Below are 25919 nucleotides of genomic sequence, written 5' to 3' on the forward strand. Positions count from 1 at the left end.
CTTTCTGCGAGCACGTCCAGGGCAAGGGAAAACCCTTCCATCGAAGCGTAGGTTAGCCAACCCTAAGAAGCCAACTCGGAAGCCCGTCATGTGACGGCTCTCACGAACGTGTTTGACTTGCGTGCGGCCTGACGCCGTGGAACGAAGCATCAGTGGGAGCGTCCCTTGCCCGGACTGCCGATAGAGTCGTTCAAATGGACAGTGAACTGATGGTTTCCGGACAGCCCGCTCCGCTCCACCCCACGCCGTTCGACCCCGCGGGACATGCCAACCCTGCAGAAGACGGCTACGTCAGAGTCCGGGGTGCCCGCGAAAACAACCTGCGCAATGTTGACGTGGCCGTGCCCCGGAATGCCATCGTCGCGTTCACAGGCGTTTCCGGGTCGGGAAAGTCGTCGTTGGCCTTTGGCACCATCTTCGCGGAGGCTCAGCGCCGCTACCTGGAATCAGTGGCGCCCTACGCCCGACGACTCATCCAACAGGGCCACAACCCCAAGGTGGAGCAGATCACCGGCCTGCCTCCCGCCGTCGCGCTTCAACAGCGCCGCAGCACAGCGACGTCCCGCTCCAGCGTCGGGACTCTAACAACGCTCTCCAACTCTCTCCGGATGCTTTACTCCCGTGCGGGCAGCTACCCGCCAGGCGTAAGCCAGTTGGACTCCGATGCGTTTTCGCCCAACACTGCCGCAGGCGCCTGTCCCGAATGCCACGGCCTGGGCACAGCCCACACAGTCAGCGAAAACTCCCTCGTCCCGGACCCGAGCCTCAGCATCCGGGACGGTGCCATTGCCGCCTGGCCGGGAGCCTGGCAAGGCAAGAACCTCCGCGACATCCTCACCCACCTTGGATACGACGTCGACACCCCGTGGCGGAAACTCCCCAAGAAGGACCGGGACTGGATCCTCTTCACCGAAGAACAGCCCGTGGTGGAGGTGACGCCCCAGCGGGACCGGGTTGCCAAACCCTACAAAGGCCGCTTCTGGAGCGCCAGAAGCTATGTGCTCCATACTTTGGCCGATTCGAAGAGCCCGGGCATGCGTGAAAGGGTGATGCGTTTCATGGAGTCCGGCCCCTGCCCCCGATGCGGTGGCAGTGGCCTCCGGCCTGACGCACTCGCGGTGACCTTCGCGGGCAAGACCATCGCAGAGCTCAATGCACTGCCCATGACCGAGCTGGCCGACGCCATCCGCCCCACCACTGAACTCACGGTCACCAACACAGCTTCGCGGACCCAGACGTCCGGGGAGGACAATGAGGTAGCCGTCGCGATCACCCGCGACCTGCTGGGCCGGCTCACGGTTTTGATGGACCTTGGGCTCGGCTACCTTGCGCTCGGACGGCCGACCCCCACCCTCTCCCCCGGCGAAATGCAGCGCCTGCGGATCGCCACCCAACTGCGCTCAGGGCTTTTCGGCGTGATTTATGTCCTCGACGAACCCTCCGCAGGCCTTCACCCCGCCGACGCCGAGCCACTCTTGGACGTTCTGGCGCAACTTAAGGCCTCAGGCAACTCCGTGTTCGTTGTGGAGCACAACATGGACTTTGTCCGGGCAGCGGACTGGATTGTCGACGTCGGGCCCCGCGCCGGAGAGGCGGGCGGCCACGTCCTTTACAGCGGCCCCGTTCAGGGCCTCAACGACGTACCGGAGTCGATCACGCGGCCGTTCCTCTTCCACGACGGCGGCCCTGTCACCGCTGCAAGGGCGGACGGGTCGGCTGCTCCGCGGGAAGCGCAAGAGTGGTTGAAGCTCCGTGGGATCACCCGGCACAACCTCCGCGGCCTCGAGGCTGAGTTCCCGTTGGGCGTGCTCAGCGCCGTTACGGGGGTTTCCGGCTCAGGAAAGTCGACCTTGGTAAGCCAGGTGCTGGCCGAGGTGGTGGGCGCCGCGCTACACCCGGCCGGGCAAGATGAATCGGGACAGGATGCGGCGGGCCAGGATGGATTGAAACCCACGGCCGGGAGCCTGGCGTCCGGCCTGCGCGGGCTGGACAGGTTGGTCACGGTGGACCAAAAGCCCATCGGCCGCACGCCGCGATCAAACCTGGCCACCTACACCGGGCTTTTCGACGGGGTCCGGAAAGAGTTCGCGGCCACAGACGGGGCACGTTCCCGCGGCTTTGGTGCCGGCCGGTTCTCCTTCAACGTGGCCGGAGGGCGCTGCGAGACCTGCCTTGGTGAAGGCTTCGTTGCGGTGGAACTGCTGTTCCTGCCCGGGAGCTATGGCCCTTGCCCCGAATGCCACGGGTCCCGGTTCAATCCCGAAACCCTGGAAGTCACCTACAGGGGCCGCACCATCGCCGACGTTCTGGGCATGACGGTGGACGTGGCCTCGGACTTCCTTACTGACCTGCCCGCAGTGTCCCGCAGCCTGCAGACACTCCGGGACGTGGGGCTCGGCTACCTCCGGCTCGGGCAGCCGGCGACTGAACTCTCAGGCGGTGAAGCGCAGCGCATCAAGCTCGCCACCGAGTTGCAGCGCCTCCAACGGGGCCACACACTCTACCTCTTGGACGAGCCGACCACGGGCCTGCACCCCGCTGATGTCCAGCTCCTGATGTCCCAACTGCACAAGCTCGTGGATGCAGGTAACACCGTAGTGGTGGTGGAGCACGAAATGGACGTCGTATCGTCGGCCGACTGGGTCATCGACCTCGGGCCAGGCGGAGGCGACGCCGGTGGCACGATTGTCGCCGCCGGGCCGCCAGCCGTCGTCGCCCGTTCCACCACCAGCCGCACGGCACCGTATCTCGCTGCCGCGTTGGCCGTGGAGGAACGCAAACGCTAGCGCCGGGGAATGTTCCGCAAGTTGCTGCGCGCCATGCTGACCGCTTCACCGGCGCCGCGGTTCAGCACCACCTTGGACATGGCCGTGGCGAACCCGATCACTTGGGAACCCGAGATTTTGGGCGGAATGGACAACGCATTCGGATCAGTAATGAGCTCCACCAATGACGGGCCGGGGTAGGCGAACGCCTCGCGGTAAGCTGCCTCGATCTTGGCTGGATCGGTGACCCGCACGGCGTGGAAGCCCAGTGCTTTGGCAACAGCGGCGTAGTTTGCATCCGGAACGTCCACGCCGAAGTCCGGAAGTCCGTCCACCAGCATCTCGAGCTTAACCATGCCCAAAGTGGAGTTGTTGAACACCACGACGTTGACGGGGAGTTTGTGAGCCGCAACAGTCACCAGCTCGCCAAGCAGCATCGAAAGGCCGCCGTCGCCGGAGACAGAGACCACCTGCCGGTCCGGATAGGCCACCTGCGCGCCGATCGCATGGGGCAGTGCGTTGGCCATGGAGCCGTGCAGGAACGAACCAATCAGGCGGCGCGTGCCCAGCGGGTTGATGTAACGGGCAGTCCAGACGTTGCACATGCCGGTGTCAGCCGTGAAGATGGCATCCTCGGAGGCCACCTGGTCCAGCAGCGACGCCGCGTACTCGGGATGGATGGGCTGCTTCTTTTCCACCTTCCGTGTGTAGGCGCCTACAGCTTTGTTCATGAGGCGATCGTGCTTTTTGAGCATCTGGTCCAGGAATCGGCTGCTCTTTTTCGGCGTCACCAGCGGCAGTAACGCGCGCAGGGTCGGCAGGACATCGCCGTGGACTGCAATGTCGACGTCGGTCCGCCGTCCGAGTCGCTGCGGCGCCCGATCAACCTGCGCAGTGCGCGTATCCGGCAGGAACTGGTCGTAGGGAAAGTCGGTCCCCAGGAGAATGAGCAGGTCGGCATCGTCGATGCCCTCCGCGGCCGCGCCGTAGCCGAGCAAACCCGTCATGCCGATGTCGAACGGATTGTCGTACTGGACAAAGTCCTTTCCGCGCAGGGAATGACCTATGGGTGCCTTGGCCAGCTCGGCAAGGGCAATGAGCTCGTCATGGGCGCCCTCGACGCCGGCCCCGGCGAAAATGGCGACCTTGCCGGCGTCGTTAATGGCATCCGCCAACTCCTGGACGCTAGCCGCGTCCGGCACCAAGCTGGCAGGCCGGAAGGTCGCGGGCAGCGGGGTGGGCGCGGTTGCCTCCAGTCCGGCAATGTCACCGGGAAGGGTCACGACGGCGACTCCCCCCAGGCCGATCGCGTTTTGAATGGCGCTGTGCATGACTCGTGGTGCTTGATCCGTGGTGCTGATCATCTCCGAGTACACGGAACACTCATTGAACAGGCGGTCGGGGTGGGTTTCCTGGAAGAAGCCGCTGCCGATCTGCTTGCTTGGAATGTGCGAGGCGATGGCGAGCACCGGGGCGCCGGTGCGGTTGGCGTCATACAGTCCGTTGATCAAGTGCAGGTTGCCGGGCCCGCACGAACCGGCACAGACAGCCAGCTTGCCGGTCAGCTGCGCTTCCGCGGCCGCTGCGAAGGCCGCCGCTTCCTCGTGCCGGACATGGATCCAGTCGATCCCGCCCTTGGTTGAGCCGCCGGTCTGCCGCACTGCGTTCACGATCGGGTTGAGGCTGTCCCCCACGATCCCGTAGATCCGCTGCACACCGGCAGCCTGAAGTTGTTCAATGAGTTGGGTGGCAAGTTCCTTGGCCATGATGTGCAGGCTCCCGCGATTGTGGTGGTGGGCTGACATGGCCAATATAGTCGGCCTCCTTATGGTCTGGCTGTGACCGGGGATCGTTGCTAGCGTGGCGACATGAGTCCGTCCAAGGCCCCAGCCGAGATCCTTGACATTGCCGGCAAAGAGGTCCGCGTCTCGAGTCCGGACAAGATGGTGTTCCCAGAAGCCGGGGTCACCAAGCTGGACCTGGTTCGGTACTACCTCTCAATAGCCGACGGCGCGTTGCGCGGTGCCGGGGGCAGGCCGATGGTTTTGAAGCGCTTCACCAAAGGCATCAGTGCCGAACCGTTCTTCCAAAAGCGTGTGCCCGAGAACCATCCGGAGTTCATCGACACCGCAACGCTGCACTACGCGTCCGGGACATCCGCGGAGGAAGCCGTTATTCGGGATGCCGCCGGTTTGGCGTGGGTAATCAATCTGGGCTGCCTCGATCTCAACCCGCACCCGGTGCGCGCCGAAGACCTGGACCACCCTGATGAGCTGCGGGTGGACCTTGATCCGATGCCCGGGGTTGATTGGTCCCAGATCGTGGATGTCGCCTATGTGGTGCGGGAGGTGCTGGACGACGTCGGGCTTATCGGATGGCCCAAAACGAGCGGCTCGCGCGGACTCCATATCTTGGCGCGCATAGCGCCGCAGTGGTCGTTCCGGGACGTGCGGCTGGCAGCTGAGACCCTGGCTCGCGAGGTGGAGAACCGGGCCCCTGGCCTGGCCACGGCGCGGTGGTGGAAAGAGGAGCGCGGCGAAAGCGTGTTCGTCGATTTCAATCAAAACGCCAAGGACCGGACCGTAGCGTCGGCATATTCGGTCAGGGCCCTGCCGGATGGCCGGGTCTCGACGCCGATGAGCTGGGACGAGGTCCGAAGCGCCCGACCCGAACAGTTCACCGTTCTCACCGTGCCTGCCCGTTTCGCCGAGATAGGCGATCCCCACCAGGCCATCGATGACGTGGCGGGATCCCTCGACGGACTCCTCGCCATGGCCGCGGACATGGGCCCCGCCGAGAAAGCACCACGTGCTGGCGACGGCACCGGCAGGCGGCAATCCACCATGCCGCTGATCGAGGTAGCACGAACCAAAACCAAGCCTGAAGCGCTGGCAGCGCTCGATGAGTGGAAAGCACTTCATTCCAGCGTTGTTCCGGTGCTCCACCCGGCCGACGTACTGGTCGATGGCATGCGTGGCTCCAGTTCCCTCTGGTACCGGGTGCGAGTGAATCTGCAGCACGTTCCTGAAGCGGATCGCCCCGCCCAAGGAGAACTCATTGCGGACTACGATCCCTGGGCGGGCAAGGAGTGGACCGAACGCCAAGTGTCCGGTCCGGCCTGACGGCGATGTTGCTCCGGGTTAGTTCCGCTCGGGGCTCCCGCTCGTTACCGGCTGGCGGCGCTTGGACCTGATCAGTTCGGCAATCATTGGCACCACGGACACCAGGACTATGGCAACAAAGATCAGGTCGATGTTTTTGCCGATCCAGTCGAATTGGCCCAGCCCGTAGCCGAGCAATGTCATGCCCATCCCCCACACGAACGCACCCATCGCGTTGAAAAGGATGAATGTGCGGTAGCTCATGTTGGCAGCTCCCGCTACCACCGGGGTGAAGGTGCGGATGATCGGAACAAAGCGGGCAAGTATTACCGCACGGCCGCCGTACCTGTCAAAGAATGCGTGCGCCTTAGCCAGGCGCTCCTGCTTGAACAACCGGGCGTCTGGTCGCCTGAAGAGAGCGGGACCGGTCTTCCTGCCAATAAGGTAGCCCGTCTGGTCCCCCACAAATGCGCAGACAAAAACAAGGGCACCCAAGAGGAAGATGTTGATGTTGAGTGCTCCCGTCGCCACCAGCAGCCCAGCGGTGAAGAGGAGCGAGTCTCCGGGAAGGAAGAAACCCACCAACAGCCCCGACTCGGCGAAGACGAACCCGCCGATAATGAGCAGGAGCCAGGGAGCCAAGGCTGGTTGATGAAGAACGACGGCGGGGTCAGCCCAGTCCGGGAGCAAGCCGGCACCGACCCTGCCCGTGCCGAGTGCACTGATGAATCGCGGAGAAAAGTCCATGGTTCAACGGTATGTGGGCCCTCCTGAGAAAGGCCTGTGGAAGGTTCGGACTACCGCGGGGCGCGCTGCATTCGAGTGCTGTCCCATCGGCGTGCCAGTGGCGGCGCGAGCAGGTTGTTCCAGATGGGCAGCCAGGCCAGGATCGCAGCACCACTGATCAGCAACGAACCTGACACGTCCGAAATGTAGTGGGCGCCGAGGTACAACCGGGAGAACGCAACGAGTGCCACGAAAACGAGTCCTGCCACGCCTGCCAACAGGCGCTTGGCCCGATTCCGCGCCACAACCAACACCACCGCCAAAGCCAAAGACACAGCAACTGCGGTGTGTCCGGAGGGAAAACTATCGAGTTGCGTTTCCCGGACAAGGGCAGAAACTGCGTCCGCTGGGGGCCGGGGTCGGCTGACTACTTGTTTTGCCACAGTGGAGCTGAGCCAACCAACGGCCGCCACCGAGGTGAAGGCGAGAGCCTGCAGTGGACGGCGCCTACGCCAGGCCATCCAACAAAATATCAGCACGAGGAGGACGATTGTCCCCGCTGGTGCCAGGACATAATTGATGACTTCGCTGAACCCTGTCAGAACAGCGCTCCGTCCGTGGCTTAATTCGACATCAACGCCCAGTTCCGGTGTGGTCCGTCCCATCGACTTCGCCAGCAAACCTAGGCCGAGGCCTGCGAGGTACAGAACAGCAGCCGGCATTATCCATAGCCATGATCGCAGAGGCAGTATCCCCACGGATGGTTTTTGCGCGTCGTGCGCGGGTGTGGCAGTCTCCACAGGAATAGTCCTTATCGTCGGGACGGGTAAATGGCCTCGTTACACCATGGGGTCCGCGTACTGAGAAGATGCTGAGAGGCGAAAGGGCCAGACCATGAGGATCCTGCTCGTTGAGGATGAGAAGACGCTCGCTGATACGCTGCGTCGCGGCTTGGCAAACGAAGGATTCGTGGTGGACGTCACCCACGACGGCGTGAGCGGTCTGTGGGCGGCGACGGAAAACCCCTACGACGTCGTTTTGCTCGATCTCATGCTTCCGTTAAAGAACGGCTATGACGTCCTCCGGGAGATGCGGAGCCGCAGCATCTGGACCCCTGTCATGATGCTGACAGCCAAGGATGGCGAGTACGACCAAACTGACGCCTTTGATCTCGGTGCCGACGACTATCTCACCAAACCCTTCAGCTTCCTGGTTCTCGTGGCCCGGATCCGGGCCTTGATCCGCCGCGGGGCCCCTGAACGTCCGGTGATTCTGTCCTTGGGCAGCCTTTCACTGGACCCGGTCTCCCGGACTGTCCGTCGCGGCGCCGAACCCATCACCCTGACGCCCCGGGAGTACGGGCTACTGCAATACCTGATGCGCCGGCACGATCAAGTGGTGTCAAAGGCCGAGATACTCGACAACGTATGGGACCCTGACTTCGACGGCCGCGACAACGTCGTCGAGGTTTACATTGGCTACTTGAGGCGCAAGATCGATTCGCCATTCGGCGTGCAGACGTTGTCGACGGTTCGGGGAATGGGCTATCGGCTGACTGCGGACTAGCTGCCCACCAAAGGCAGCACCATCCGGAAGCGACTGGTGCCAGCGGCCGTTTCACCCGCCTCAACCGTCCCATGATGCGCCGCCACAATCCCGGCCACGATCGCAAGCCCCAAGCCACTGCCACCGCTTTCCCGGGACCGGCTTTCATCCAGTCGGACAAACCGTTCAAAAACCCTCTGTCGTTCTTCCAGGGGAATCGGAGGCCCGTCATTCTCTATCGTCAGGACAGCGTTTCCGTCGTGGCTCAGTAGGTCAATGTCAATCCGCGAGGTGGCATGGCGGTCCGCGTTGTCCAAGATATTGCGGACGGCTTGGCCAAGCTGCCGTGCGTCCCCCAGAACGCGCGCAGGGCCCAAATGCGCGTTGATCGCATTCCGGCCCGTGGACTTAAGCCTTCTGAGTTCGGCGTCGACAACATCGTCCAGATCCACGTCGATGGCGTCGACTTCAAGTCTTTCGTCATTGGTTTTGGCCAGGGTCAGCAGGTCCTCCACAAGATACCGCATACGGTCAGTCTCCTCGCCCAGCACCCCTTTCATGTCCCGCCACGTCTCGCCTGTGGGGTCAGCAGAGGCTATCTCGACTCCCGCGCTAAGGGTTGCCAGCGGACTGCGCAGCTCGTGAGATGCGTCTGCAACGAAACGGCGTTGTTCCCGGTCCGAAGACTCCAGCCTCTCCAGCATGTCGTTCATGGTCAATGCCAGCGCTTGGATCTCATCCGCTGTTGAGGGTACTTCCACCCGTTCGTCCAATCGACGGGCGTTGATGGCTGCCACTTGGGCGCGAATTCTTTCCACCTGTCGCAATGACCGTCCCACCAACGCCCAGACGGATACTCCCACCACCATCAGGAGCACGGGAGTTGCCCCTAGGATGAACCATCCCACCGTGATGATTGTTTGCTTCTGAATGGCCTCCGCCGCGGCCACCACCACAGTGAAGGTTTTATTGTTTGAGCGGGCCCCGGTAGCAACCACCAAGAACTCGTCGTCGTTTCCGATGATCGAAAGGTCAGACACATCCTGGGTCAATGTTTGGCCGTCGGCCGGCCGCAGTTGAGTCAGGGGCGTCTTTGCCGCGGCCGGGACTGACGCGGCAACCACTGCACCTGCGGAATTGATGATTTGAACGATTTGGTCCGGACGCGACGTAGAAGACACATACCTGGCAGCCTCAGTGTCGTCCGGATCGCCGAGTTGGGCGGCCACATCCTGAGCCTTCTGCCGCGCGGTCCCTTCAGCGTCCGCGGCGAGCGAGGTCTGAAGGAGGACAAGCAGGACGATCGCCCCCACCAGCAGGGCAGCCGCAACGACACCCACCGCGGTGGCTGTGGCACGTTTTCGGATCCCCCAGCGCGTTCTTCGCATGCTCCAAGAATGGATCACGCGAGCAGATCCCAACAACTTTGCCTCCGGCCAAAGGTTCTGGCCGTTAGCTGAGCAACTTCGGGCGAACCCGGACGGGAGCCAGCGCCGCAATCACCGCCGTCGCCGTGACCGTGCCGGCGGCCATGATGCCGGCAAGGACCACAATCTGGAACCTGCCCGCTTCCAGAGGAGAGATGCCACCGAAAATTGCGCCGACAAATGCTCCCGGCAACGTCACGAGGCCTGTGGTCTTGGTCTGGTCAATGGAGGGAATGATCGCGGCATAGACACTGGTCCTGGCCAAGTCTTGGGTGGACCGCCTGGGCGTTGCTCCGAGCGCCAGCCAGCCCTCGACTTCTTCCCAGCGGGCATCCACTGCTTCCGTGAAGCGACGGCCGGCCAAGGTGGCCGTAGTCATCGTGTTTCCGATGATGATCCCCCCGATAGCCAACGCGTACCGTGGCGTCAACGGAATTGCCCCGGAGGCAAACACGATCAGCAGCGTGACAGTCACTCCCGCCGCCATTGAGCCGGCGACCATTGCGAGGCCCTGCCGCGACCACGCGATGCGGCGCGTGGCAGTCAGCACGGCGACACTGAACATCACCAGCAAAGCCAATGCCACGAAAGCAGGATTGGTGATGATCCCGCTGAGGATCACGCTGATAATCGCGAGTTGGACGGCTCCGCGCAAGACCGCGACGGCAAGAGTCATCCGGGGACGGACTCCAAAAAGCCCCAATACCCCGATCGACACCACCACAAAGAGCACCACGCAGAACAGGGTGGGACTCAGGGTTTCAATGGTAGTCACAACGGCCAGCCTATCCGGCGACGCGGGGAGAGACGCCGCCCCAAGGGGACGGCGCCCCAATCACCTCATTTCACTCGTGGCTGTGCCCGCGCCGTTAGGGATCAGAGCCGCTAGGAACCAGGGCCGCTAGGAACCAGAGGGGGCCGGCGTCGTGGACTGCGTGCTTCCACTGGAACCGCCGGCATCATCCGCGTCCCCGTCGTTGCCTCCCCTGCCGTGGCCGCCCGCGCCGGGACCGGCCTCGGTTCCGGTGACCTTGAAGTTGGCGTCGAGCTTCACCGTTGCGTGGGTGCCATCGGACTTGGTGATGTGCGCCTCATAAGTGGCACCATCGGCGTCGGTCTCCATGCGGTCGATGGTGGCGGTTGGCTGCGCCGCCTTGACGGCCGCCTGTACCTTGGCCGCGGTGTCGCCGGTGAGGACTGACTCCGTGATGCCGTTGGCTTGGTGCGGTCCCTGGGCAGCTTGGGTTTCCGTACCGTAGCCGTTGGTGGCCGCCGTCGAACTGGATGACGTGCCTCCAGTGTCAGCCATTGCCGGCAACGTTGAAACTCCAACGGCGCCGCCTCCGATCACAGCAGCGAGCATGATGCCGGCGGTGGTCGTATTGATCTTTGCCATGTGCATTCCTCCTGAGTTGGACCCGGCGCGTCGGGTTACCCGGCACGCCGGCAGGCCGCAGGAGCGGCCATGTACTCAGCTTCGAGTTGTGCGTTGTGCCTGCCCTGTCGTCAGGCTGTACGGGCGCTGTGAAGACACAGGTGGAGGTGTCGCCGTAGTTTGGGCCGTTGACGGCGGGTGCTCTGGTTGTCGAAATCCTAGTTGTCGAAAGTAGCGGACACTTCCGTTTTACCGGAATGCCCACTGACCATGGCAAGCGCGACGTCGTGCAGCTTCTGGTTTCGATTTTGGGAGGCCTTCAAGAGGAAGTCAAAGGCTTCTTCCTGTGTGCACTTGTTCTGCGCCATGATCATGCCGCTGGCCAGGTCGATGGCGGTCCTTCGCGCCATGGCCGCCTTCAGGTCTTCCGCAAGCAAGTCAGCGGCTGCGATCCGAAGGGAAAGCCGCAACGCTTGGGCCGCGATATCGGCGAAGACGGACGCCTCCTGAGTAGCTTCTTCAGTGAAAAGGCCGATGTCACCAGCAAAGAAGTTCAGGGCCGCCGCTGCGTCCTCGCCCAAGGACAACGGAACACCAAGGACGCTCCGAACACCGGACAGGGATAGATCTTTGCAGTACTTGGGCCACCGTTGGTCCGTGCCAACATCAGCGAGCAGCACGGGCGTTGAACTTTCCAACGCCAGTTGGGCGGGGCCGTCACCATTGGACTGCTCAATCCCGTCCAGCAGAATTGCGTCGTCACTGCTTCCCGCGATGGTCACCGCTCTTTTCCGGCGCCACAACGTCACCGCGCACTCGACCTGTGCGCCCGTTGCCCGGCTCATGGTGGTGGCTGCGAACCTGGTCATGCCATCCAGGAATCCTTTGACATCCCCGCTGCCTGTGATGAGCCGGTGAAGCCGTTGAAAGTCATCGTGCTGTTCTTCAGTTGCCATGGTGGCCGCCCAGAAGAGCATCGTTGAAGTCGTGCAAAGCGTTATCCTCCGGGCGTAAGCCAATGAATCGCCGGACTTCTTCAGCGCAAAAACTTCATCTCAACTATGCATGAAATTCTTGTTTGCTTCAAAGTTGGACAGAAGACGATTGCCGACGGCAGATTTCCCCCGCTACCCCAGCGCATCACCCGATTCGCTTAACGGGTAGGCGCGTTCGATCTCGGCAACTTTCGGATCATGCTCATCCGCACCGTAGTCCGACTCCCGGGTGATGTCCCTGCCATCTGCCATCTTCATCGCCCGGAAGACCAGCGTGAGGATGACCGCCACCAGAATATTGATCACGAAAGCCACGATGGCGATGTACACCTGGATGTCGGTGCCCGGAATGGCTGCGACAGAGCCGCCGAAGTGCGCTTTCGTCGCCGGGTTAACCACGTTGTAGGCGGCGATAGTGCCGTACAAGATGCCGGCGGCCCATCCGGCAAACAAAGCCCACCGGTGGAACCAGCGGGTGTAGAGGCCGGCGACGATGGCCGGGAAGGTCTGCAAGATCCAAATCCCGCCCAAGAGCTGCATGTTGATCGCAGCCGATTGATCCATCCCGATAACGAACACAAGGGCACCAAACTTGACTACCAGGGACGCGATCTTGGAGACCTTGGCCTCCTGCCGCGGGTCTGCGGTGGGCCGAATGAGGTCCCGGTAGATGTTTCGCGTGAACAGGTTTGCCGCGGCAATCGACATGATGGCCGCTGGAACCAAGGCCCCAATGGCGATGGCGGCCAGTGCGATCCCCGCGAACCAGGCCGGGAAGTGGTCGAGGAAGAGCTGTGGAACCACCAGCTGGGGGTTGACTGTGCCGTTTAGGTCAATGGGTTTGGTACCCGCTGAGATGGCGACGTAACCCAGAAGGGCCAGGAAGCCCAGCATCAATGAATACAGCGGCAGGACGGCGGCGTTCTTACGGATGGTATTCCGGCTCTTCGTTGCCAAGACTCCGGTGATTGAGTGCGGGTACATGAACAACGCCAATGCCGAACCCAGTGCCAGTGTCCAGTAAGCGGAGTAACTGCTTGCTCCCGGAATGAAGACGCCAGCAGGTTTCCCGGTCGCCGGACTCACTGCAGTGAGTTTTTGCTGTGCCGCGCCGAAAATGCTGTCCCAGCCGCCGAATTTGATCGGCAGGTAAATGACGGCGACGATGACCGCGAGATAGATCAGCAGGTCCTTGACGACGGCGATAAGCGCCGGAGCACGCAGTCCCGAGGTGTAGGTGTAAGCAGCCAAGACGACGAAGGCGACGATCAGTGGCAGGTCCGTCAGAAGCGCGTTCTCGGCGCTGCCTAGGCCCAGTACGGTCAGGACAGCCTTGATGCCGACCAACTGGAGCGCAATGTAGGGCATCGTCGCGACAATGCCCGTGACTGCTACCGCGACGGTAAGCACCCGGCTTCCATAGCGTCCGCCGACGAAATCGGCCGGTGTAACGAACCCGTGGCGGTGGGAGACGGACCATAGCCGGCTCATGAGCACGAAGACAATCGGGTAGAGCACGATGGTGTAGGGAACGGCGAAGAATCCGCTGACCGCCCCGGTGGCCCACATGGCGGCCGGGACTGCCACGAAAGTGTAAGCCGTGTAAAGGTCCCCGCCCAGAAGGAACCAAGTGACCCATGTGCCGAATCCACGGCCACCGAGTCCCCATTCGTCGAGGCTATGAAGGCCACTTTTCTCCCCGGCGCGCCAGCGGGCGGCGAGGAAGCCAACGACGGCCACCACCAGGAAAAGTACGATGACGACGGTGAATGCCACGCCGTTCACCGGCCGGTCAGGCGTAGCCACCGGCACGCTCATGGCGTTCATCGGACCTCCCCCTGCCCGACCCCACCGCGTATGGCGTCCCGACGTCGTCGATCCTCCCTGACCACCACCTGATACGAGATGCCAACCAGGCCTGCGGTGATGGGCACCCACAGCATCTGGTACCAGTAGAAGAACGGGATGCCGGCCAAGCGCGGGCTATCGCTCGAGTAGCTGGGCACAAACAAGGGCACAACGATTGCGATGGCCAGGAGGATACCGGCGATCACATACGGGGCCGGCTTGGCCGGGCTCCTGGTTGGCATATCGTGGTCGGTCGGCACATCAGGACGGGCCGGCCCTTCGGGACTGGTCGGCATATCGGCACTGGACATGGACGCCTCCTTATGAAGACGGCTCCCGCATCAGGAAGGGTTCCCGGAACGTACGGGTGGCCTGCCGGACCGGCACCACTCCGGTCCACGTTCAGAATAGACAGTTTGCTTACAGTCTGGAACCCCGAATCTTGACCATTTCTACCATCCTGCTAACATCATCTTGAAAGTATGTCCTATCAAGAGAACAAATGGCGACATATCCGCAACGTTGCGGGTGGGCCTCAAACGTGGGGAATGTCCAATGGCAAATCAACTGGGTCTCAACATCGACCGCTCCTCTCCGGTGCCCTTGTACCATCAGGTCGTCCAGGGCATCGAAGCGGCTATCCATAGCGGCCTTTTGGAACCCGGCAGCCGGCTGGAGAACGAGATCGACCTTGCCGCCCAGCTCAATCTGTCCCGCCCCACAATGCGGAAAGCTATGGACGAACTGGTCCGTTCCGGTCTCTTGGTCAGGAAACGGGGAGTCGGGACCCAAGTGGTATCCAGCCAAGTGCGGCGCCCCTTGGAACTTTCGAGCCTGTTCGATGACCTCACCAACGACGGCAAGAAGCCAACCACACAGGTTCTGACCTTCTCCCACGTCGAGGCAGATGCACCGACCCTCGCCACGCTTCAGCTTCCGGCGGGCTCCATGGTTTACCACTTCACCCGCCTTCGTAAAGTCGGCGGCAAGCCGCTGGCGCTGATGGAGAACTGGGTCCGGGACGACATTGCGGCGATGGATGAAGAGATGCTCGCCTCCGAAGGCCTTTACTCCATTCTTCGACGTGGCGGTGTGAATTTCCGATTGGCAACCCAACGGATTGGGGCCATGATCGCTAATGACTACCAAGCGCCCCTCCTCGAAACAGACGTCAACTCCGCCCTGGTAACCATGGAGCGCACGGCCGTGGACGACACCGGCCGCAACGTCGAGACTGGCCACCACGTGTATCGGGCCGATTCCTACAGTTTTGAAATGACCCTCGTACAGCGCTAACGCAAGGACACCTACTATGACCAATTGGGTCTACCCTCTGGGAACTGCTTCCGACGGTAATTGGGATATCTCCCTTGGAACATCGGATTCCACTACTGCGGTAGCTGGCTGGAAACATACCGGGTTGAAAGTTGCCACCCTCCCAGCCGGGAATGCGGTTGACCTTCCGGCTGTTGATGAGGAACGCATCGTCATACCCCTGAGCGGATCATTCAGCGTTACGGTTGACGACGTCGACTACGCCCTCGCCGGGCGACCCTCGGTGTTCCATGGCCCAAGCGACGTCCTGTATTCAGGCATCGGGCGGGCGATCACCATCAAGGCCAGCGACGGCGGACGCGTAGCCGTAGCGACCGCGCCTGCACAGTCGTCTTACCCCACGCGGCTGATCACCGCCGCGGAAACCCCCGTGGAACTTCGCGGTGGCGGCAACTGCTCCCGGCAGGTCCACAATTTCGGGACCCCTGCGGCTTTGGAAGCAGATCGTTTCATCGTTTGCGAAGTCATTACCCCAGCCGGTAACTGGTCGTCCTACCCTCCGCACAAGCATGATGAAGAAAAGGAGGGCGAGACACATCTCGAGGAGATCTACTACTTCGAAACGCAGGTGGCTGCAGGTATGGGGGCCCCGAGCGACGCTGATGCGATCGGTTACCAGCGCGTGTATGCCTCTGACGAACGGCCTATCGATGTCTCCGCTGAGGTGCGGACGGGCGACGTGGTCCTGGTTCCTTACGGCTGGCATGGCCCAGCGATGGCGGCCCCGGGTTACGACCTGTACTACCTCAACGTCATGGCTGGCCCCGGACCGGTACGCGAATGGTTGATCAGCGATGATCCGCACCACGGCTGGGTCAGGCAAAGCTGGGACGGCATGGAGATCGACCCGCGGCTACCGTTCGGGGCCTGACCAAAAGTACTCCTCCCGGCTGCCGCCGGTACAACTCCCCGCAAACAAAACAGTGCTCCTTCCGGAAATACGTTCCGGAAGGAGCACGCTGTTTATTCTCCAGGGGTTTCAGGCTGCACCTAGTCAGCTGAGAACACTGACTCCCACCTGTACTGGCGCTCCGGTAGCGAGGGACTCCTGGGCAGCATCAGCTACCACGGAAGCCGCCACGGCGTCCTCCGGCGTGCAGGGATTGCTCCGCTCTCCCAAAATCAACTCGACGAAAGCGGCCATCTCGGACCGGTAGGCCTGGTCGAAGCGTTCAGCGAAGGTCTGGTGCGGGCGGCCGCCGGGAAAGGAGACACCGCTTTCAGCCGATACCAATGCCGTCTTATCGTCCAGCCCAACGAGGACCGAGTTGTCCGAACCCTGGATCTCCAGCCGGACGTCATGTCCGGCCCCGTTGTAGCGGCTCGCCGAAACCGTGCCTACGGTGCCGTCGTCGAGCGTTATCAGGGCCAAGGCGGTGTCCACGTCTCCCACTCCCCCGATAGCCGGGTGGCCGCGGTTGGATCCTTTCGCGTAGACCTCAACGATCTCCCGCCCGGTTAACCACCGGACAATATCAAAATCATGCACCGAACAGTCCCGGAAGAGGCCGCCGGAGGTGGCCAGGAATTCCACCGGCGGCGGCGCCATGTCGCAGGTGACCGCGCGCAGTGAATGGATCCAGCCAAGCTCACCGGCCAGGAAAGCACGCCTGGCCTCAAGGTACCCAACGTCGAACCGACGCTGGTGGCCAATCTGGACCACCCCGCGGTTATCCCTGATGAAGTCCAACACTGGTAGGGATTCTGCGACGTTCATGGCCACCGGTTTCTCGCAAAAGACCGGGATGCCGGCTGTAACGCCCGCACGAATAAGCTCCGGGTGCGTCGCAGTTCCCGTGGCGATGATCAATCCGTCCAGCCCCGAAGCAAGCATCGCTGCCGCTGAAGGGAAGAACTCCGCACCGAGCCCGGCAGCGATAGTGCGTGCATGGTCCGCTGCGACGTCAGTGAGCCTCAGCTGCAGGTCCACTCCACGCCGATGAAGCACATCGCGTAGGCCTGCGATGTTGTTCGCATGCATTACGCCTATGCGTCCCACTCCGACTAATCCGAGAACTACGATTTTCATCTGGGTCATTCCTTCGTCGATTCCGGGAAAGCTATCCCTAACTGGCGGCGTATCTCATCTGCGACTTCCAAGGTGCGGACGGAAGCGCAGAGTGTGCGCGGCTCGGCTTCCTTGCGGCCTTCAGCGATTGCCCGCGCAACAGCAGTAGCTTCGTGATGCAGCCCCTCGACATGGCCTCCCTTGGCTTCCTCATAGCGCAACCGGGTTCCGTCGGGAAAGCGCACGTCGAAGCCGCCGGGCATATTGAAGGGGCCGTCGATTGTCAATGTGGCATGGGAGCCGACGATCGTGGCTGACGTGGGGGTGAAGTTGTGCAGGTGCGTATTCACCACCGCTTGGGCACCGCCGTCGAACGTCATGATGGCCGAAAGCTGCGCATTGACCCCGGACGGGTGGGGCTGGCCGACGGCGAACACCTGAAGGGGGTCGCCAAGGACCTCGGTGACCAGTGCCAACGGGTACATTCCCAAGTCCAACAGAGGTCCACCTGCAAGCCCTGGATTGAAGATCCGGTGGCTTGGATCGAAATGCTCCCCGTATTCGGCCACGACGGTGGTTATCCCGCCAAGCATCCCGGCTTCGAGGACCTGACGGATAACGTCGAACTTCGGGAGGAAGAACGTCCACATGGCTTCAGCGGCGAATACACCGGCCTGTTCGGCCCGGGCCGCGATATCGCGCGCTTGAGCAGCGTCGAGTCCGATCGGCTTCTCGATTAGAACGTGCTTGCCCGCCTCTATCGCGAGAACAGCGGCTGCGTGGTGGCCCGTGTGCGGCGTGCAGATGTAGACGATGTCGATGTCCGGCGCAGCAGCCAATTCCTCGTAGCTGCCGTACGCTGCCGGAATGTTGTACGCTTCGGCGAATGCCTTTGAACGCTTGAGGGAGCGGGAGCCGACGGCGGCGATGACCTGTCCGGTGTGGGCTTGAACCGACTCGGTGAAACGTTCCGCTATCCATCCGGGACCCATGACGCCCCAGCGGAGGATAGGTGCATCGCGGGAATCCGGCACCCGTGAGGCCGGCAGGCCGGAATGCGTCATGAGTAGCTGACTTTCGTGAAGGCGCCGTTGCTGCGAAGCGACAGGGTCAATGCCTGAGCCACCAGGGAGGCGTTGAGCCCATCCCGGGCAGTGGCCAGTGGCGGCCGCTCACCCGCAGCGAGCGCAGTGATCCAGGCCTGCAGCTGAAGCCGGTAGGCGTCAGCGAAGCGGGGGCGCCAATCCGGGGGAACCAGGACGTGTTTGGCGCCCTGTTCCTCAACGTCCAGCACGGCAGGTTCCCGGAGCGCGGTGGTCCCGCGCTCGCTCACCACCTCGCAGCGTGTCACGTAGCCGTACTGTGCGTTGAGGAAAAGCTCCAGCGTGGTGAGAGTGCCGTCTTCGCAGCGGAAGGTCATGAGCGCGGGATCCTGCAAACCCGGGCCCGCGGCGCCGGAACTGCGGCCACCCTGCCATGAAACTTCGATGATCGGGGACCCCAACAACCAAGGGACGATGTCCAATTCGTGGATTGCCGAGTTAGTGATGGCCGATTCCGAGGTGGTTCCAGGCCCGGCCGAGATACCGCGACTAACGCAGTGCAGCATCAATGGCTCCCCCTGGACACGCTGCTGTATCCCCTCCCGGAGTGCCACGTAGCCTGGGTCGAAGCGGCGCATGAACCCCAAGGACAACAGGGAGGTGCCGGTAGCTGCCACCATGTCCGCATCGGCAGCAACCACTTCGAGGCTTTCCAAGACAGTTGGCGCCAACGGCTTCTCGCACAGCACCGGCGTCATCGCTTCGAAGCACTCAAGGACCAACCCTGCGTGCGTGGAATCGTGTGAGGCAACCAGGACGGCCTCCACCTCACTGGAGTTGATCAGCTCGGTGGGGTCTGTGGTCAGGCGGGCCGACGACGGCGCGGCGCTGGCAGCGCGGTCAATGTCCAGATCGGCCACAAACGTCACCTCCGCCCCCTTGACGGCGGTAGATAGGTTCCTGATGTGGTCTGCGCCCATGATTCCGGCGCCGATAACGCCTACCCGGATGGACATGATGCTCCTCTTTTCAGGTTAAGTAATTGTCAGCGGTGTGGTGGTGGAAGCAGGCAGCATCGTGGGGTGCTTCGACACCAGCCAAAGCACCCCACCGAATGCGCGCCTATGCGGGCTACTGACCTTCCGGACGTGTGCTGACGACGTCGGCAACCTCCGCTTTGACTTCCTTGAGGAGATCGTTGTGTCCGCCGAGTTGCTCCAACTCGTGTGCAAGTTCAGCCAACTCGGCCCCGCCGGCCATCTGCGCGGTCAACTCGTCCAGGCTGATGTCCTTCTTGTCGTAGTACCCAATGGACTTGCCGCGCTTGAGCAGCAGGAAGCGGTCGCCCACAGGGAACGCGTGGTGTGGATTGTGGGTGATGAAAATGACCCCGAGCCCACGGTCACGGGCCTGCAGGATATAACGCAGGACGACGCCGGACTGCTTCACGCCGAGTGCTGCGGTCGGTTCGTCCAGGATCAGGACCTTTGCACCAAAGTAGACGGCCCGGGCGATTGCCACGCACTGCCGTTCACCGCCGGAGAGTTGGCCGATGGGCTGTTCGACATCGCGCAGGTCGATGCCCATTGCGGCGAGTTCTTTCTTGGTGATGTCCTTCATTTGCTGGACATCCATACTCTTGAAAGGCCCAAAACCACTGGTTAGTTCCGAACCGAGGAAGAAGTTCCGCCAGATCGGCATCAGTGGCACCACGGCGAGGTCTTGGTAGACGGTCGCGATTCCGGCATCCAAGGCGTCACGGGGTGAACCGAACTTCCGTTCCTCTCCCATGATTTTGAGCTGACCGGCGTCGTGCTGGTGCAGCCCCGCGATAATTTTGATCAGCGTGGACTTACCCGCTCCGTTGTCACCGAGCACACACGTGACGCGGCCATTATCAACTGCCATTGTCACGTCCTTGAGCGCCACGATATTGCCGTAGTGCTTGCCGACGTCGTCAAGCGACAGCAGGTGCACCGGCGTGTGCGTGAGGGGATCGCTTTCATTCTTCAGCAATGTTTGCTGCTTAATCTCCTGGCCATTCATGTTCCTGGGTCCCTTACTTCAGTTCCGCGCGGCGTTTGACGATGAGGTTGACAATCGTGGCCAGCAACAGCATCAGGCCGAGGAAGAACTTGAACCAGTCCGGGTTCCACTGCGCGTAAACGATGCCCTTGTTGGCCATACCGAAGATAAATGCACCGATGGCGCCGCCAACGGCTGAGCCGTAACCACCAGTGAGAAGGCAACCGCCGATCACTGCGGCGATGATGTAGAGGAACTCGTTGCCCACGCCTTCACCGGACTGCACGGCATCGAAGGCGAAGAGGTTGTGCATGCCGAGTATCCAGCCGCAGAAGCCAACTCCCATGAAGAGCCCGATCTTCGTTGCCTTGACCGGGACGCCCACTGCGCGCGCCGCGTTCGCGTCTCCGCCCACGGCGAAGATCCAGTTGCCAACACGCGTACGCATCAGCACCCACGTGGCTATCAGGACCAAGGCGATCCAGATGAATACTGTGATCCGGACGTCCACGCCGCCAATGTTCACGGAGGAAGCGAACACCGCTTGTGCGGACTGGAAGCCATCCATGTTGGAGATCGACGGCGAGGAGACTCCCCCGCCGATCATGCGGGTCAATCCGAGGTTGATGCCTGTCAGCATCAGGAACGTTGCCAGCGTGACGATGAAGCTGGGCAGCTTCGTCTTCATCAGAATCCAGCCATTGATGAATCCGATGGAAAGGGAAACCACCAATGCCAGGACAACGCCAACCCAGACGTTGGTGCTGAAGTACCAACTGAACATTGATGCCGTGAGCGCCGAACTGATCACGGCAACACCGGTTGAAAGGTCGAATTCGCCCCCGATCATGAGCAGGGAAACACCAACCGCCATGATGCCGATGGTGGAACTGCCGTAAAGCACAGTTGCAAAGGAAGCGGGCTGCACAAAGGTTGACGAAACCGACGCGAAGAAGATGAAGAGGACGATCGCGCCGACAAGGGCGCCGACCTCCGGGCGGCTCAGCAACTTCTGCAACGGGTTGCGCGTGCCGATTCGCTCATCAGCCACGGAAAGTGTGGGCTTGGATATGGTCTGAGTCATGATATTTCTCCTGCTATGCAGGTTCAGGGCCACAGGGACCCTGAACCCGGCTCAGCGCATCCTTAGCGGATGCCTTCCTTGGCGAACTTGAGCACGTCAGAAGCTGTGGTCTTATCGATGATGGAAGGCCCGGTCAGAACGGGCAGTCCGCCACCTACGTGGATTCCTCCGCGCTTGGCCTGCCACAAGGCGTCCACCGACCCGTAACCCTGGAGCCAAGGCTGCTGGTCCACGGTGAAAGCGACCTTCCCATCAATGATGGCTTGGGCCAGCTCACCGTTCATGTCAAAGGAAGCCACCTTGACCTTGCTCTGCAGGTTCAAAGATTCCACCGCCTTGTCAATGGTCAGCGTGAAAGGAGCTCCGAGCCCGATGATGGCGTCGGCATCGGGAGTTGCTTGGAGCTTCGCGGTAACGGTGGAGGAAACCTGTGTCATGTCCGTGCCTTGGACGAACAGGTTCTCAGTGGCAGGAATCTTGGACTTCACGCCGGCACAACGCGAGTCCAAGGCGACATTGCCCTGTTCCATGATGACGCAGATCGGGTGCTTGGCTCCCAAGGTGGTGAGCTTGTCGCCCACTGCTGCGCCCGCCAGGTTTTCGTCGGATCCGAAGTGCGTGAACGCGCCAACACTCTTCCAGACGTCGGCTCCGGAGTTCAGGCTGACCACGGGAATGCCGGCTGCTGTTGCCTTCTTCAAGACGTCCTTCAGAGCATCAGGCTTCGCCAACGTCACAGCGATCCCGTCCACTTTTTGATCGATCGCCTGCTGGATCAGCTGTGCCTGCCTGCCGCCTTCGGGATCGGATGTGTAAAGCAGCTCCACATTGTCTTTCGCAGCTGCTTCTTCGGCGCCTTTGCGGAGGATGTCCCAGAACGTGTCTCCGGGAGCGGCATGGGTGATCAGTGCGATCTTGATGCGAGGGGTGCTGGCCACTTGCCCGGCACCGGCTGCTGCGCCGGAATCGGCTGGCTTGCCGCCTTGGCTCGAACAAGCGCTCAGCGCCACCAAGGGAACCACTGCCGCGACGATCGCCGCCTTGCGCCATGAGAATTTTGCCACCATTATCTCCTTTGATTTCAGGTCAGCCGTCCGGAGGCTCGTATCCGGATCATCTGCTATGTAGATCATCGTGACTGGCCTCACACTTTGTCAATAGTTTGTCCTGACATTAGTATGTATGAACGTAACAAAGCGGCGAAGTCCGTGCACCCGCACTCGTGGTTTCGCGAATTTAACGCGAAAATGGCCGGCGCCGCATGCAGCGGTGCCGGCCATTCGTTCACGCATTCAGGGTGTGTGGCGCTCCCCGGCCGCACTCTTGAAATAGTGCTCCAAGTCTTCCAGGCTCTTGTCCTTGGTCTCAGGAACAAATTTGGACGCAAAGAGAATCGCCCCAATTCCCAGGACGGCAAATGTGAAGAAGGTACTGGACAGTCCTATGGCTGCAAGGAGCTGCGGGAACCCAAAACCGACGAGGAAGTTGATGATCCAGAGCACGAAGGCCGAGGCTCCCATGCCCAGCCCACGGATCCGCAAGGGGAAAATCTCCGACAACATCAACCACGTCACCGGAGAGATAGCTCCTTGTTGGAACGCCAGGAAGGTGATGGTCAGGGCGAGGATAACGAAGCCGCGCCCGGTACCTTCAGGCAGGACCAGGGAAAAGGTTCCGATCAGCAAGAGCGCACTGGTAGTGCCGATCTGGCCCGTGATGAGCATCCTTCGGCGACCGACTTTACCCAGCAACCAAATCCCCACGAACGTCGCAAGGACGGAAATGACGCCGTTGGCGATGTTGGCGGTCAACGCAGCCTCGCGGCCGAAACCGGACTGGGCGAGAATCTGGGTCCCGTAGTACATGATCGAGTTGACACCGGTAATTTGCTGTATGACTGCCAGCCCGAGGCCCACAACGAAGATCCGGCGGAGCCAAGGGACGCCGAGGTCCTGCCAGCTGCCCATCTTGGACTTATAGTCCTCCACGGCCATCGACTTGACGTCCTCGAACTCGGTCCGGGCGTCTTCCTGTGACCTGATCCGCCGCAAAACGCTAAGGGTTTCGCCGAAGTTGCCCATGGAAGCCAGCCACCGCGGGCTTTCCGGCATGAAGTTCATGCCTATCCACAAAGCAATGGCAGGCAGCGTTGCAATGACCAGCATCCACCGCCAAATACCCCCCGCCTCCCCGTAAGCATTCCCGAGGTAGGCGTTGAAGATGAAAGCCAGAAGCTGGCCGCTGACAATCATCAACTCGTTTTGGGTGACGATGCGTCCGCGCCGGGCACTTGGTGAAACCTCCGCGAGGTACACGGGGACCGTGACGGAAGCTCCGCCCACGGCCAGGCCCAGCACGAACCGGGCCACGATCATGACTTCCGTGTTCGGGGCGAAGGTGCAGGCCAGCGTTCCCAGCAAGAAGATCATGGCCAGGACCATGATCATTTTCCGGCGGCCGTTGCGGTCGGCCAGCCGTCCGCCGAAAAGGGCCCCAAAGGCTGCGCCGAACAACAAGGAGGATGTGACCATCCCCTCCGTGAGCGGTGTCAGTCCCAAGTCCGCCTGCATGTACGGCAGGGCACCATTAATGACCCCCGTGTCGTAGCCGAACAGTAGACCACCGAACGTTGAAACCAACGTGACTGTCCGCAGCGCCCGCTTATGGTTGACTGTGCGCGTCCTGGTTTCGGCAGGTACCGGCGCACTCATGCATTGACCTTCTGGATATGCTGCTTCATCGTCTCCAGCTGGTAGATGGACACGTCCTCGGCATTGTCATCCTCGGCAAAGACACTGGACACCATCACGGTGTTGTCCTTATCCAGGAATCCGATCTCATGGAGCGCGCCAAAGAACTCGTCCCAGTTCACGTCACCATCGCCGATCTTCAGGTGTTGGTGGACCCGGACGGCGTTGCCCGGCGGGTTGGTGATGTAGCGAAGACCGTGGGAGGCATGGTGGTCCATGGTGTCCGATACATGGACCAGCCTCAGCTTGTCTCCCGCCGCGCGCATGATCTCCAACGGGCTATTGCCCATATGGAACGTGTGGGAAGCCACGTAGACCATGCCGATGTTCGGCGAGTTCACCCCGCGAATGACGCGGATGGCGGCCAACCCGTCCTCAACGAAGTCGTCCGGGTGCGGATCGATCAAGACGTCCATGCCCTCACGCTCGATAATCGGCAGGAGTTCTTCCATGGAACGGTAGAACGCACGTTCGGATTCTTCGGCCTTTTCCGGCCGACCGCTGAATTCAGTGTTCATGGTGCTGACACCGAGGTCGACGGCGATCTGAATGGCGCGCTTCCAGTACCGCACCGCAGCTTCGCGGGCGTCCTCGTCCGGACCCGACCAGCGCAGGACCGGCAGGACGGAGGCGATTTCGACGTCGGCGTCCCTGCACGCCGTCTTCAGCTGCGCCACAAGTTCATCATCGGCTTTGGGGTGGTTGTAAAACGGGATCATGTCTGCGTGCGGAGTTAGCTGCAGGTACTTGTATCCGAGGTCAGCTGCAACCCGGGGGAACTCAAGCAAGCTGTGGCTGTGATGGAACGGGGTAGGGTCAAGGGCGATTTTCATGCTGTGTCCTCTAGCCGTACAGCTCGGGCTTGGAGTTCAACTGAACCTTGACCTTTTCGCCGGACTTCTGGGCCTCCACGCCGGCTTCGCAGCAAGCCGCCGTCGCATAGCCGTCCCAAGCAGTCGGTCCGCCGATTTCGCCACGGAGGGCGGCGTCCACCCAAGCCTGCACCTCGACGTCGTACGCTGCTCCGAAACGGTCCTCGAAACCCGGGGGGACGCTACCGCCCCACTTGCCTGCCGACTGGACGTAGGGACCGCTGTCACCGCCGATGCTCACAATGCCGTCCTCCAAAGAAGCCTGCGTGGCAACCTGGTAACCGAACTTGGCGTTGACATAAATTTCGACGTCGGCCAGCACGCCGGACTCGGTTTCAAGCAACACCTGCTGGGGATCGTGCTGGCCCTGCGGAGCGTTGCTGGTCGGCTTGCCCATTCGAACCTGGACGGAAGTGATTTCTTCACCGGTGAAGTAGCGGACGGCGTCAAACTCGTGGACCACCGAGTCGTTGATCAGCATCTCATTGGTAAAGCCCTCAGGAGTGCTCGGGTTGCGGTGCTGGTGGTGCAACATCAACAGCTCCCCCAATTCCCTGTTGCGGATGATCGCACCAAGCGCAGAGTACTCAGCGTCGAACCGGCGCATGAACCCCACCTGTATGCGCTTGTGTCCCAGTGCCTGCTCGGCCTGGACCACCTTCCATGCGCTTTCAGCGTCCGGAGTCAGCGGCTTCTCGCACAGAATCGGGAAGTCCTTCTCCAGTGCCTTATAAAGGATTTCCTCGTGCAGGAATCCCGGGGTGGCAATCAGTACGGCGTTGACATCGCCGTTATTCAGCGCCTCGTCAGCGCTGGCCAGCGCTACTGCGCCGTCGATCCCCTCAATGGCAGCTTGCGCCCTGGAAAGGTCGACGTCGACGACGGCGGCCACTTCGGCGCCGTGGATGCGTGTACTGAGGCGCTTGATGTGGTCCGCACCCATGCGGCCTGCACCGATGACGGCAACGCGGAGAGTCTTGGTCACTGTTTCTATCCTTCGTGAGGTTCTTGAATTGCTGT

At 61.7% G+C, this 25919-nt stretch carries 23 protein-coding genes; 5 read left to right on the forward strand and 18 right to left on the reverse strand.

Annotation, left to right across the window (positions count from 1 at the left end; genetic code table 11):
* The first annotated feature begins 209 nt into the window (after positions 1 to 209).
* Positions 210 to 2786, forward strand: a complete 2577-nt coding sequence (gene uvrA / locus QRN42_RS06425; protein ID WP_502869479.1) for an excinuclease ABC subunit UvrA — start codon at positions 210 to 212, stop codon at positions 2784 to 2786.
* On the opposite strand, the gene QRN42_RS06430 is transcribed toward uvrA, so the two are convergent.
* Entirely contained in the window at positions 2783 to 4531 is a 1749-nt protein-coding gene (locus QRN42_RS06430) for a pyruvate dehydrogenase (protein ID WP_284978524.1), read from the reverse strand. The genes uvrA and QRN42_RS06430 overlap by 4 nt on opposite strands.
* A gap of 102 nt (positions 4532 to 4633) precedes the next feature.
* Here QRN42_RS06430 and ligD point away from each other — a divergent pair, with 102 nt between their 5' ends.
* Positions 4634 to 5887, forward strand: coding sequence for a non-homologous end-joining DNA ligase (gene ligD, locus QRN42_RS06435; protein WP_284978432.1), 1254 nt, complete (start codon positions 4634 to 4636; stop codon positions 5885 to 5887).
* A gap of 18 nt (positions 5888 to 5905) precedes the next feature.
* Here ligD and QRN42_RS06440 read toward each other — a convergent pair whose 3' ends face one another.
* Both QRN42_RS06440 and QRN42_RS06445 read right to left on the reverse strand, forming a co-directional pair.
* Complete coding sequence (locus QRN42_RS06440; RefSeq protein WP_284978433.1) at positions 5906 to 6613, reverse strand: VTT domain-containing protein; 708 nt, start codon at positions 6611 to 6613, stop codon at positions 5906 to 5908.
* A gap of 50 nt (positions 6614 to 6663) precedes the next feature.
* Entirely contained in the window at positions 6664 to 7314 is a 651-nt protein-coding gene (locus QRN42_RS06445; RefSeq protein WP_284978434.1) for a phosphatase PAP2 family protein, read from the reverse strand.
* Positions 7315 to 7486: 172 nt separating this feature from the next.
* Here QRN42_RS06445 and QRN42_RS06450 point away from each other — a divergent pair, with 172 nt between their 5' ends.
* Positions 7487 to 8158: a response regulator transcription factor gene (locus QRN42_RS06450; protein ID WP_284978435.1), complete on the forward strand. Its 672-nt coding sequence runs from the start codon at positions 7487 to 7489 to the stop codon at positions 8156 to 8158.
* Here the strand turns inward: QRN42_RS06450 and QRN42_RS06455 are convergent.
* From QRN42_RS06455 to QRN42_RS06480, 6 genes are all read right to left on the reverse strand, one after another.
* Complete coding sequence (locus tag QRN42_RS06455) at positions 8155 to 9525, reverse strand: sensor histidine kinase (RefSeq protein ID WP_284978436.1); 1371 nt, start codon at positions 9523 to 9525, stop codon at positions 8155 to 8157. The genes QRN42_RS06450 and QRN42_RS06455 overlap by 4 nt on opposite strands.
* A gap of 64 nt (positions 9526 to 9589) precedes the next feature.
* A complete protein-coding gene (locus QRN42_RS06460) occupies positions 9590 to 10339 on the reverse strand; it encodes an ABC transporter permease (RefSeq protein ID WP_284978437.1) in 750 nt (249 codons plus the stop codon).
* A 126-nt stretch (positions 10340 to 10465) separates the two neighbouring features.
* Complete coding sequence (locus QRN42_RS06465; protein ID WP_284978438.1) at positions 10466 to 10960, reverse strand: hypothetical protein; 495 nt, start codon at positions 10958 to 10960, stop codon at positions 10466 to 10468.
* Between the two features lie 197 nt (positions 10961 to 11157).
* The gene (locus QRN42_RS06470) at positions 11158 to 11895 is read right to left on the reverse strand and encodes a GAF and ANTAR domain-containing protein (RefSeq protein WP_284978439.1); all 738 of its coding nucleotides are present in this window, start codon (positions 11893 to 11895) and stop codon (positions 11158 to 11160) included.
* A gap of 171 nt (positions 11896 to 12066) precedes the next feature.
* Positions 12067 to 13752, reverse strand: a complete 1686-nt coding sequence (gene mctP, locus QRN42_RS06475) for a monocarboxylate uptake permease MctP (protein WP_284978525.1) — start codon at positions 13750 to 13752, stop codon at positions 12067 to 12069.
* A gap of 5 nt (positions 13753 to 13757) precedes the next feature.
* The gene (locus QRN42_RS06480; protein ID WP_284978440.1) at positions 13758 to 14093 is read right to left on the reverse strand and encodes a DUF3311 domain-containing protein; all 336 of its coding nucleotides are present in this window, start codon (positions 14091 to 14093) and stop codon (positions 13758 to 13760) included.
* A 244-nt stretch (positions 14094 to 14337) separates the two neighbouring features.
* On the opposite strand from QRN42_RS06480, the gene QRN42_RS06485 reads away from it, so the two are divergent.
* Both QRN42_RS06485 and iolB read left to right on the forward strand, forming a co-directional pair.
* Complete coding sequence (locus tag QRN42_RS06485) at positions 14338 to 15078, forward strand: GntR family transcriptional regulator (RefSeq protein WP_284978441.1); 741 nt, start codon at positions 14338 to 14340, stop codon at positions 15076 to 15078.
* 16 nt (positions 15079 to 15094) lie between these two features.
* Positions 15095 to 15988, forward strand: coding sequence for a 5-deoxy-glucuronate isomerase (gene iolB / locus QRN42_RS06490; protein WP_284978442.1), 894 nt, complete (start codon positions 15095 to 15097; stop codon positions 15986 to 15988).
* 123 nt (positions 15989 to 16111) lie between these two features.
* Here the strand turns inward: iolB and QRN42_RS06495 are convergent, their stop codons facing one another.
* From QRN42_RS06495 to QRN42_RS06535, 9 genes are all read right to left on the reverse strand, one after another.
* Positions 16112 to 17146 (reverse strand): Gfo/Idh/MocA family oxidoreductase, encoded by a 1035-nt coding sequence (locus QRN42_RS06495; RefSeq protein WP_284978443.1) that lies wholly within the window; start codon positions 17144 to 17146, stop codon positions 16112 to 16114.
* A 5-nt stretch (positions 17147 to 17151) separates the two neighbouring features.
* A complete protein-coding gene (locus QRN42_RS06500) occupies positions 17152 to 18189 on the reverse strand; it encodes a Gfo/Idh/MocA family protein (protein WP_284978444.1) in 1038 nt (345 codons plus the stop codon).
* Positions 18186 to 19184 (reverse strand): Gfo/Idh/MocA family oxidoreductase, encoded by a 999-nt coding sequence (locus QRN42_RS06505; protein WP_284978445.1) that lies wholly within the window; start codon positions 19182 to 19184, stop codon positions 18186 to 18188. The genes QRN42_RS06500 and QRN42_RS06505 overlap by 4 nt, the downstream gene beginning before the upstream one ends.
* Before the next feature lie 115 nt (positions 19185 to 19299).
* Entirely contained in the window at positions 19300 to 20214 is a 915-nt protein-coding gene (locus QRN42_RS06510; protein WP_284978446.1) for an ATP-binding cassette domain-containing protein, read from the reverse strand.
* Positions 20215 to 20227: 13 nt separating this feature from the next.
* Complete coding sequence (locus QRN42_RS06515; RefSeq protein ID WP_284974815.1) at positions 20228 to 21277, reverse strand: ABC transporter permease; 1050 nt, start codon at positions 21275 to 21277, stop codon at positions 20228 to 20230.
* Positions 21278 to 21339: 62 nt separating this feature from the next.
* Positions 21340 to 22341 carry a substrate-binding domain-containing protein gene (locus tag QRN42_RS06520; protein WP_284974878.1) on the reverse strand — a complete coding sequence of 334 codons (1002 nt, stop codon included), beginning with the start codon at positions 22339 to 22341 and terminating at the stop codon, positions 21340 to 21342.
* Between the two features lie 228 nt (positions 22342 to 22569).
* Positions 22570 to 23988 carry a sugar porter family MFS transporter gene (locus QRN42_RS06525; protein WP_284978447.1) on the reverse strand — a complete coding sequence of 473 codons (1419 nt, stop codon included), beginning with the start codon at positions 23986 to 23988 and terminating at the stop codon, positions 22570 to 22572.
* Entirely contained in the window at positions 23985 to 24860 is an 876-nt protein-coding gene (locus QRN42_RS06530) for a sugar phosphate isomerase/epimerase family protein (protein WP_284978448.1), read from the reverse strand. Before QRN42_RS06530 ends, QRN42_RS06525 begins: the two co-directional genes overlap by 4 nt.
* 10 nt (positions 24861 to 24870) lie before the next feature.
* Positions 24871 to 25884: a Gfo/Idh/MocA family protein gene (locus QRN42_RS06535; RefSeq protein ID WP_284978449.1), complete on the reverse strand. Its 1014-nt coding sequence runs from the start codon at positions 25882 to 25884 to the stop codon at positions 24871 to 24873.
* Positions 25885 to 25919: the final 35 nt, after the last annotated feature.

It is taken from the genome of Arthrobacter sp. fls2-241-R2A-200 (assembly GCF_030209745.1).
Lineage (GTDB): Bacteria > Actinomycetota > Actinomycetes > Actinomycetales > Micrococcaceae > Arthrobacter.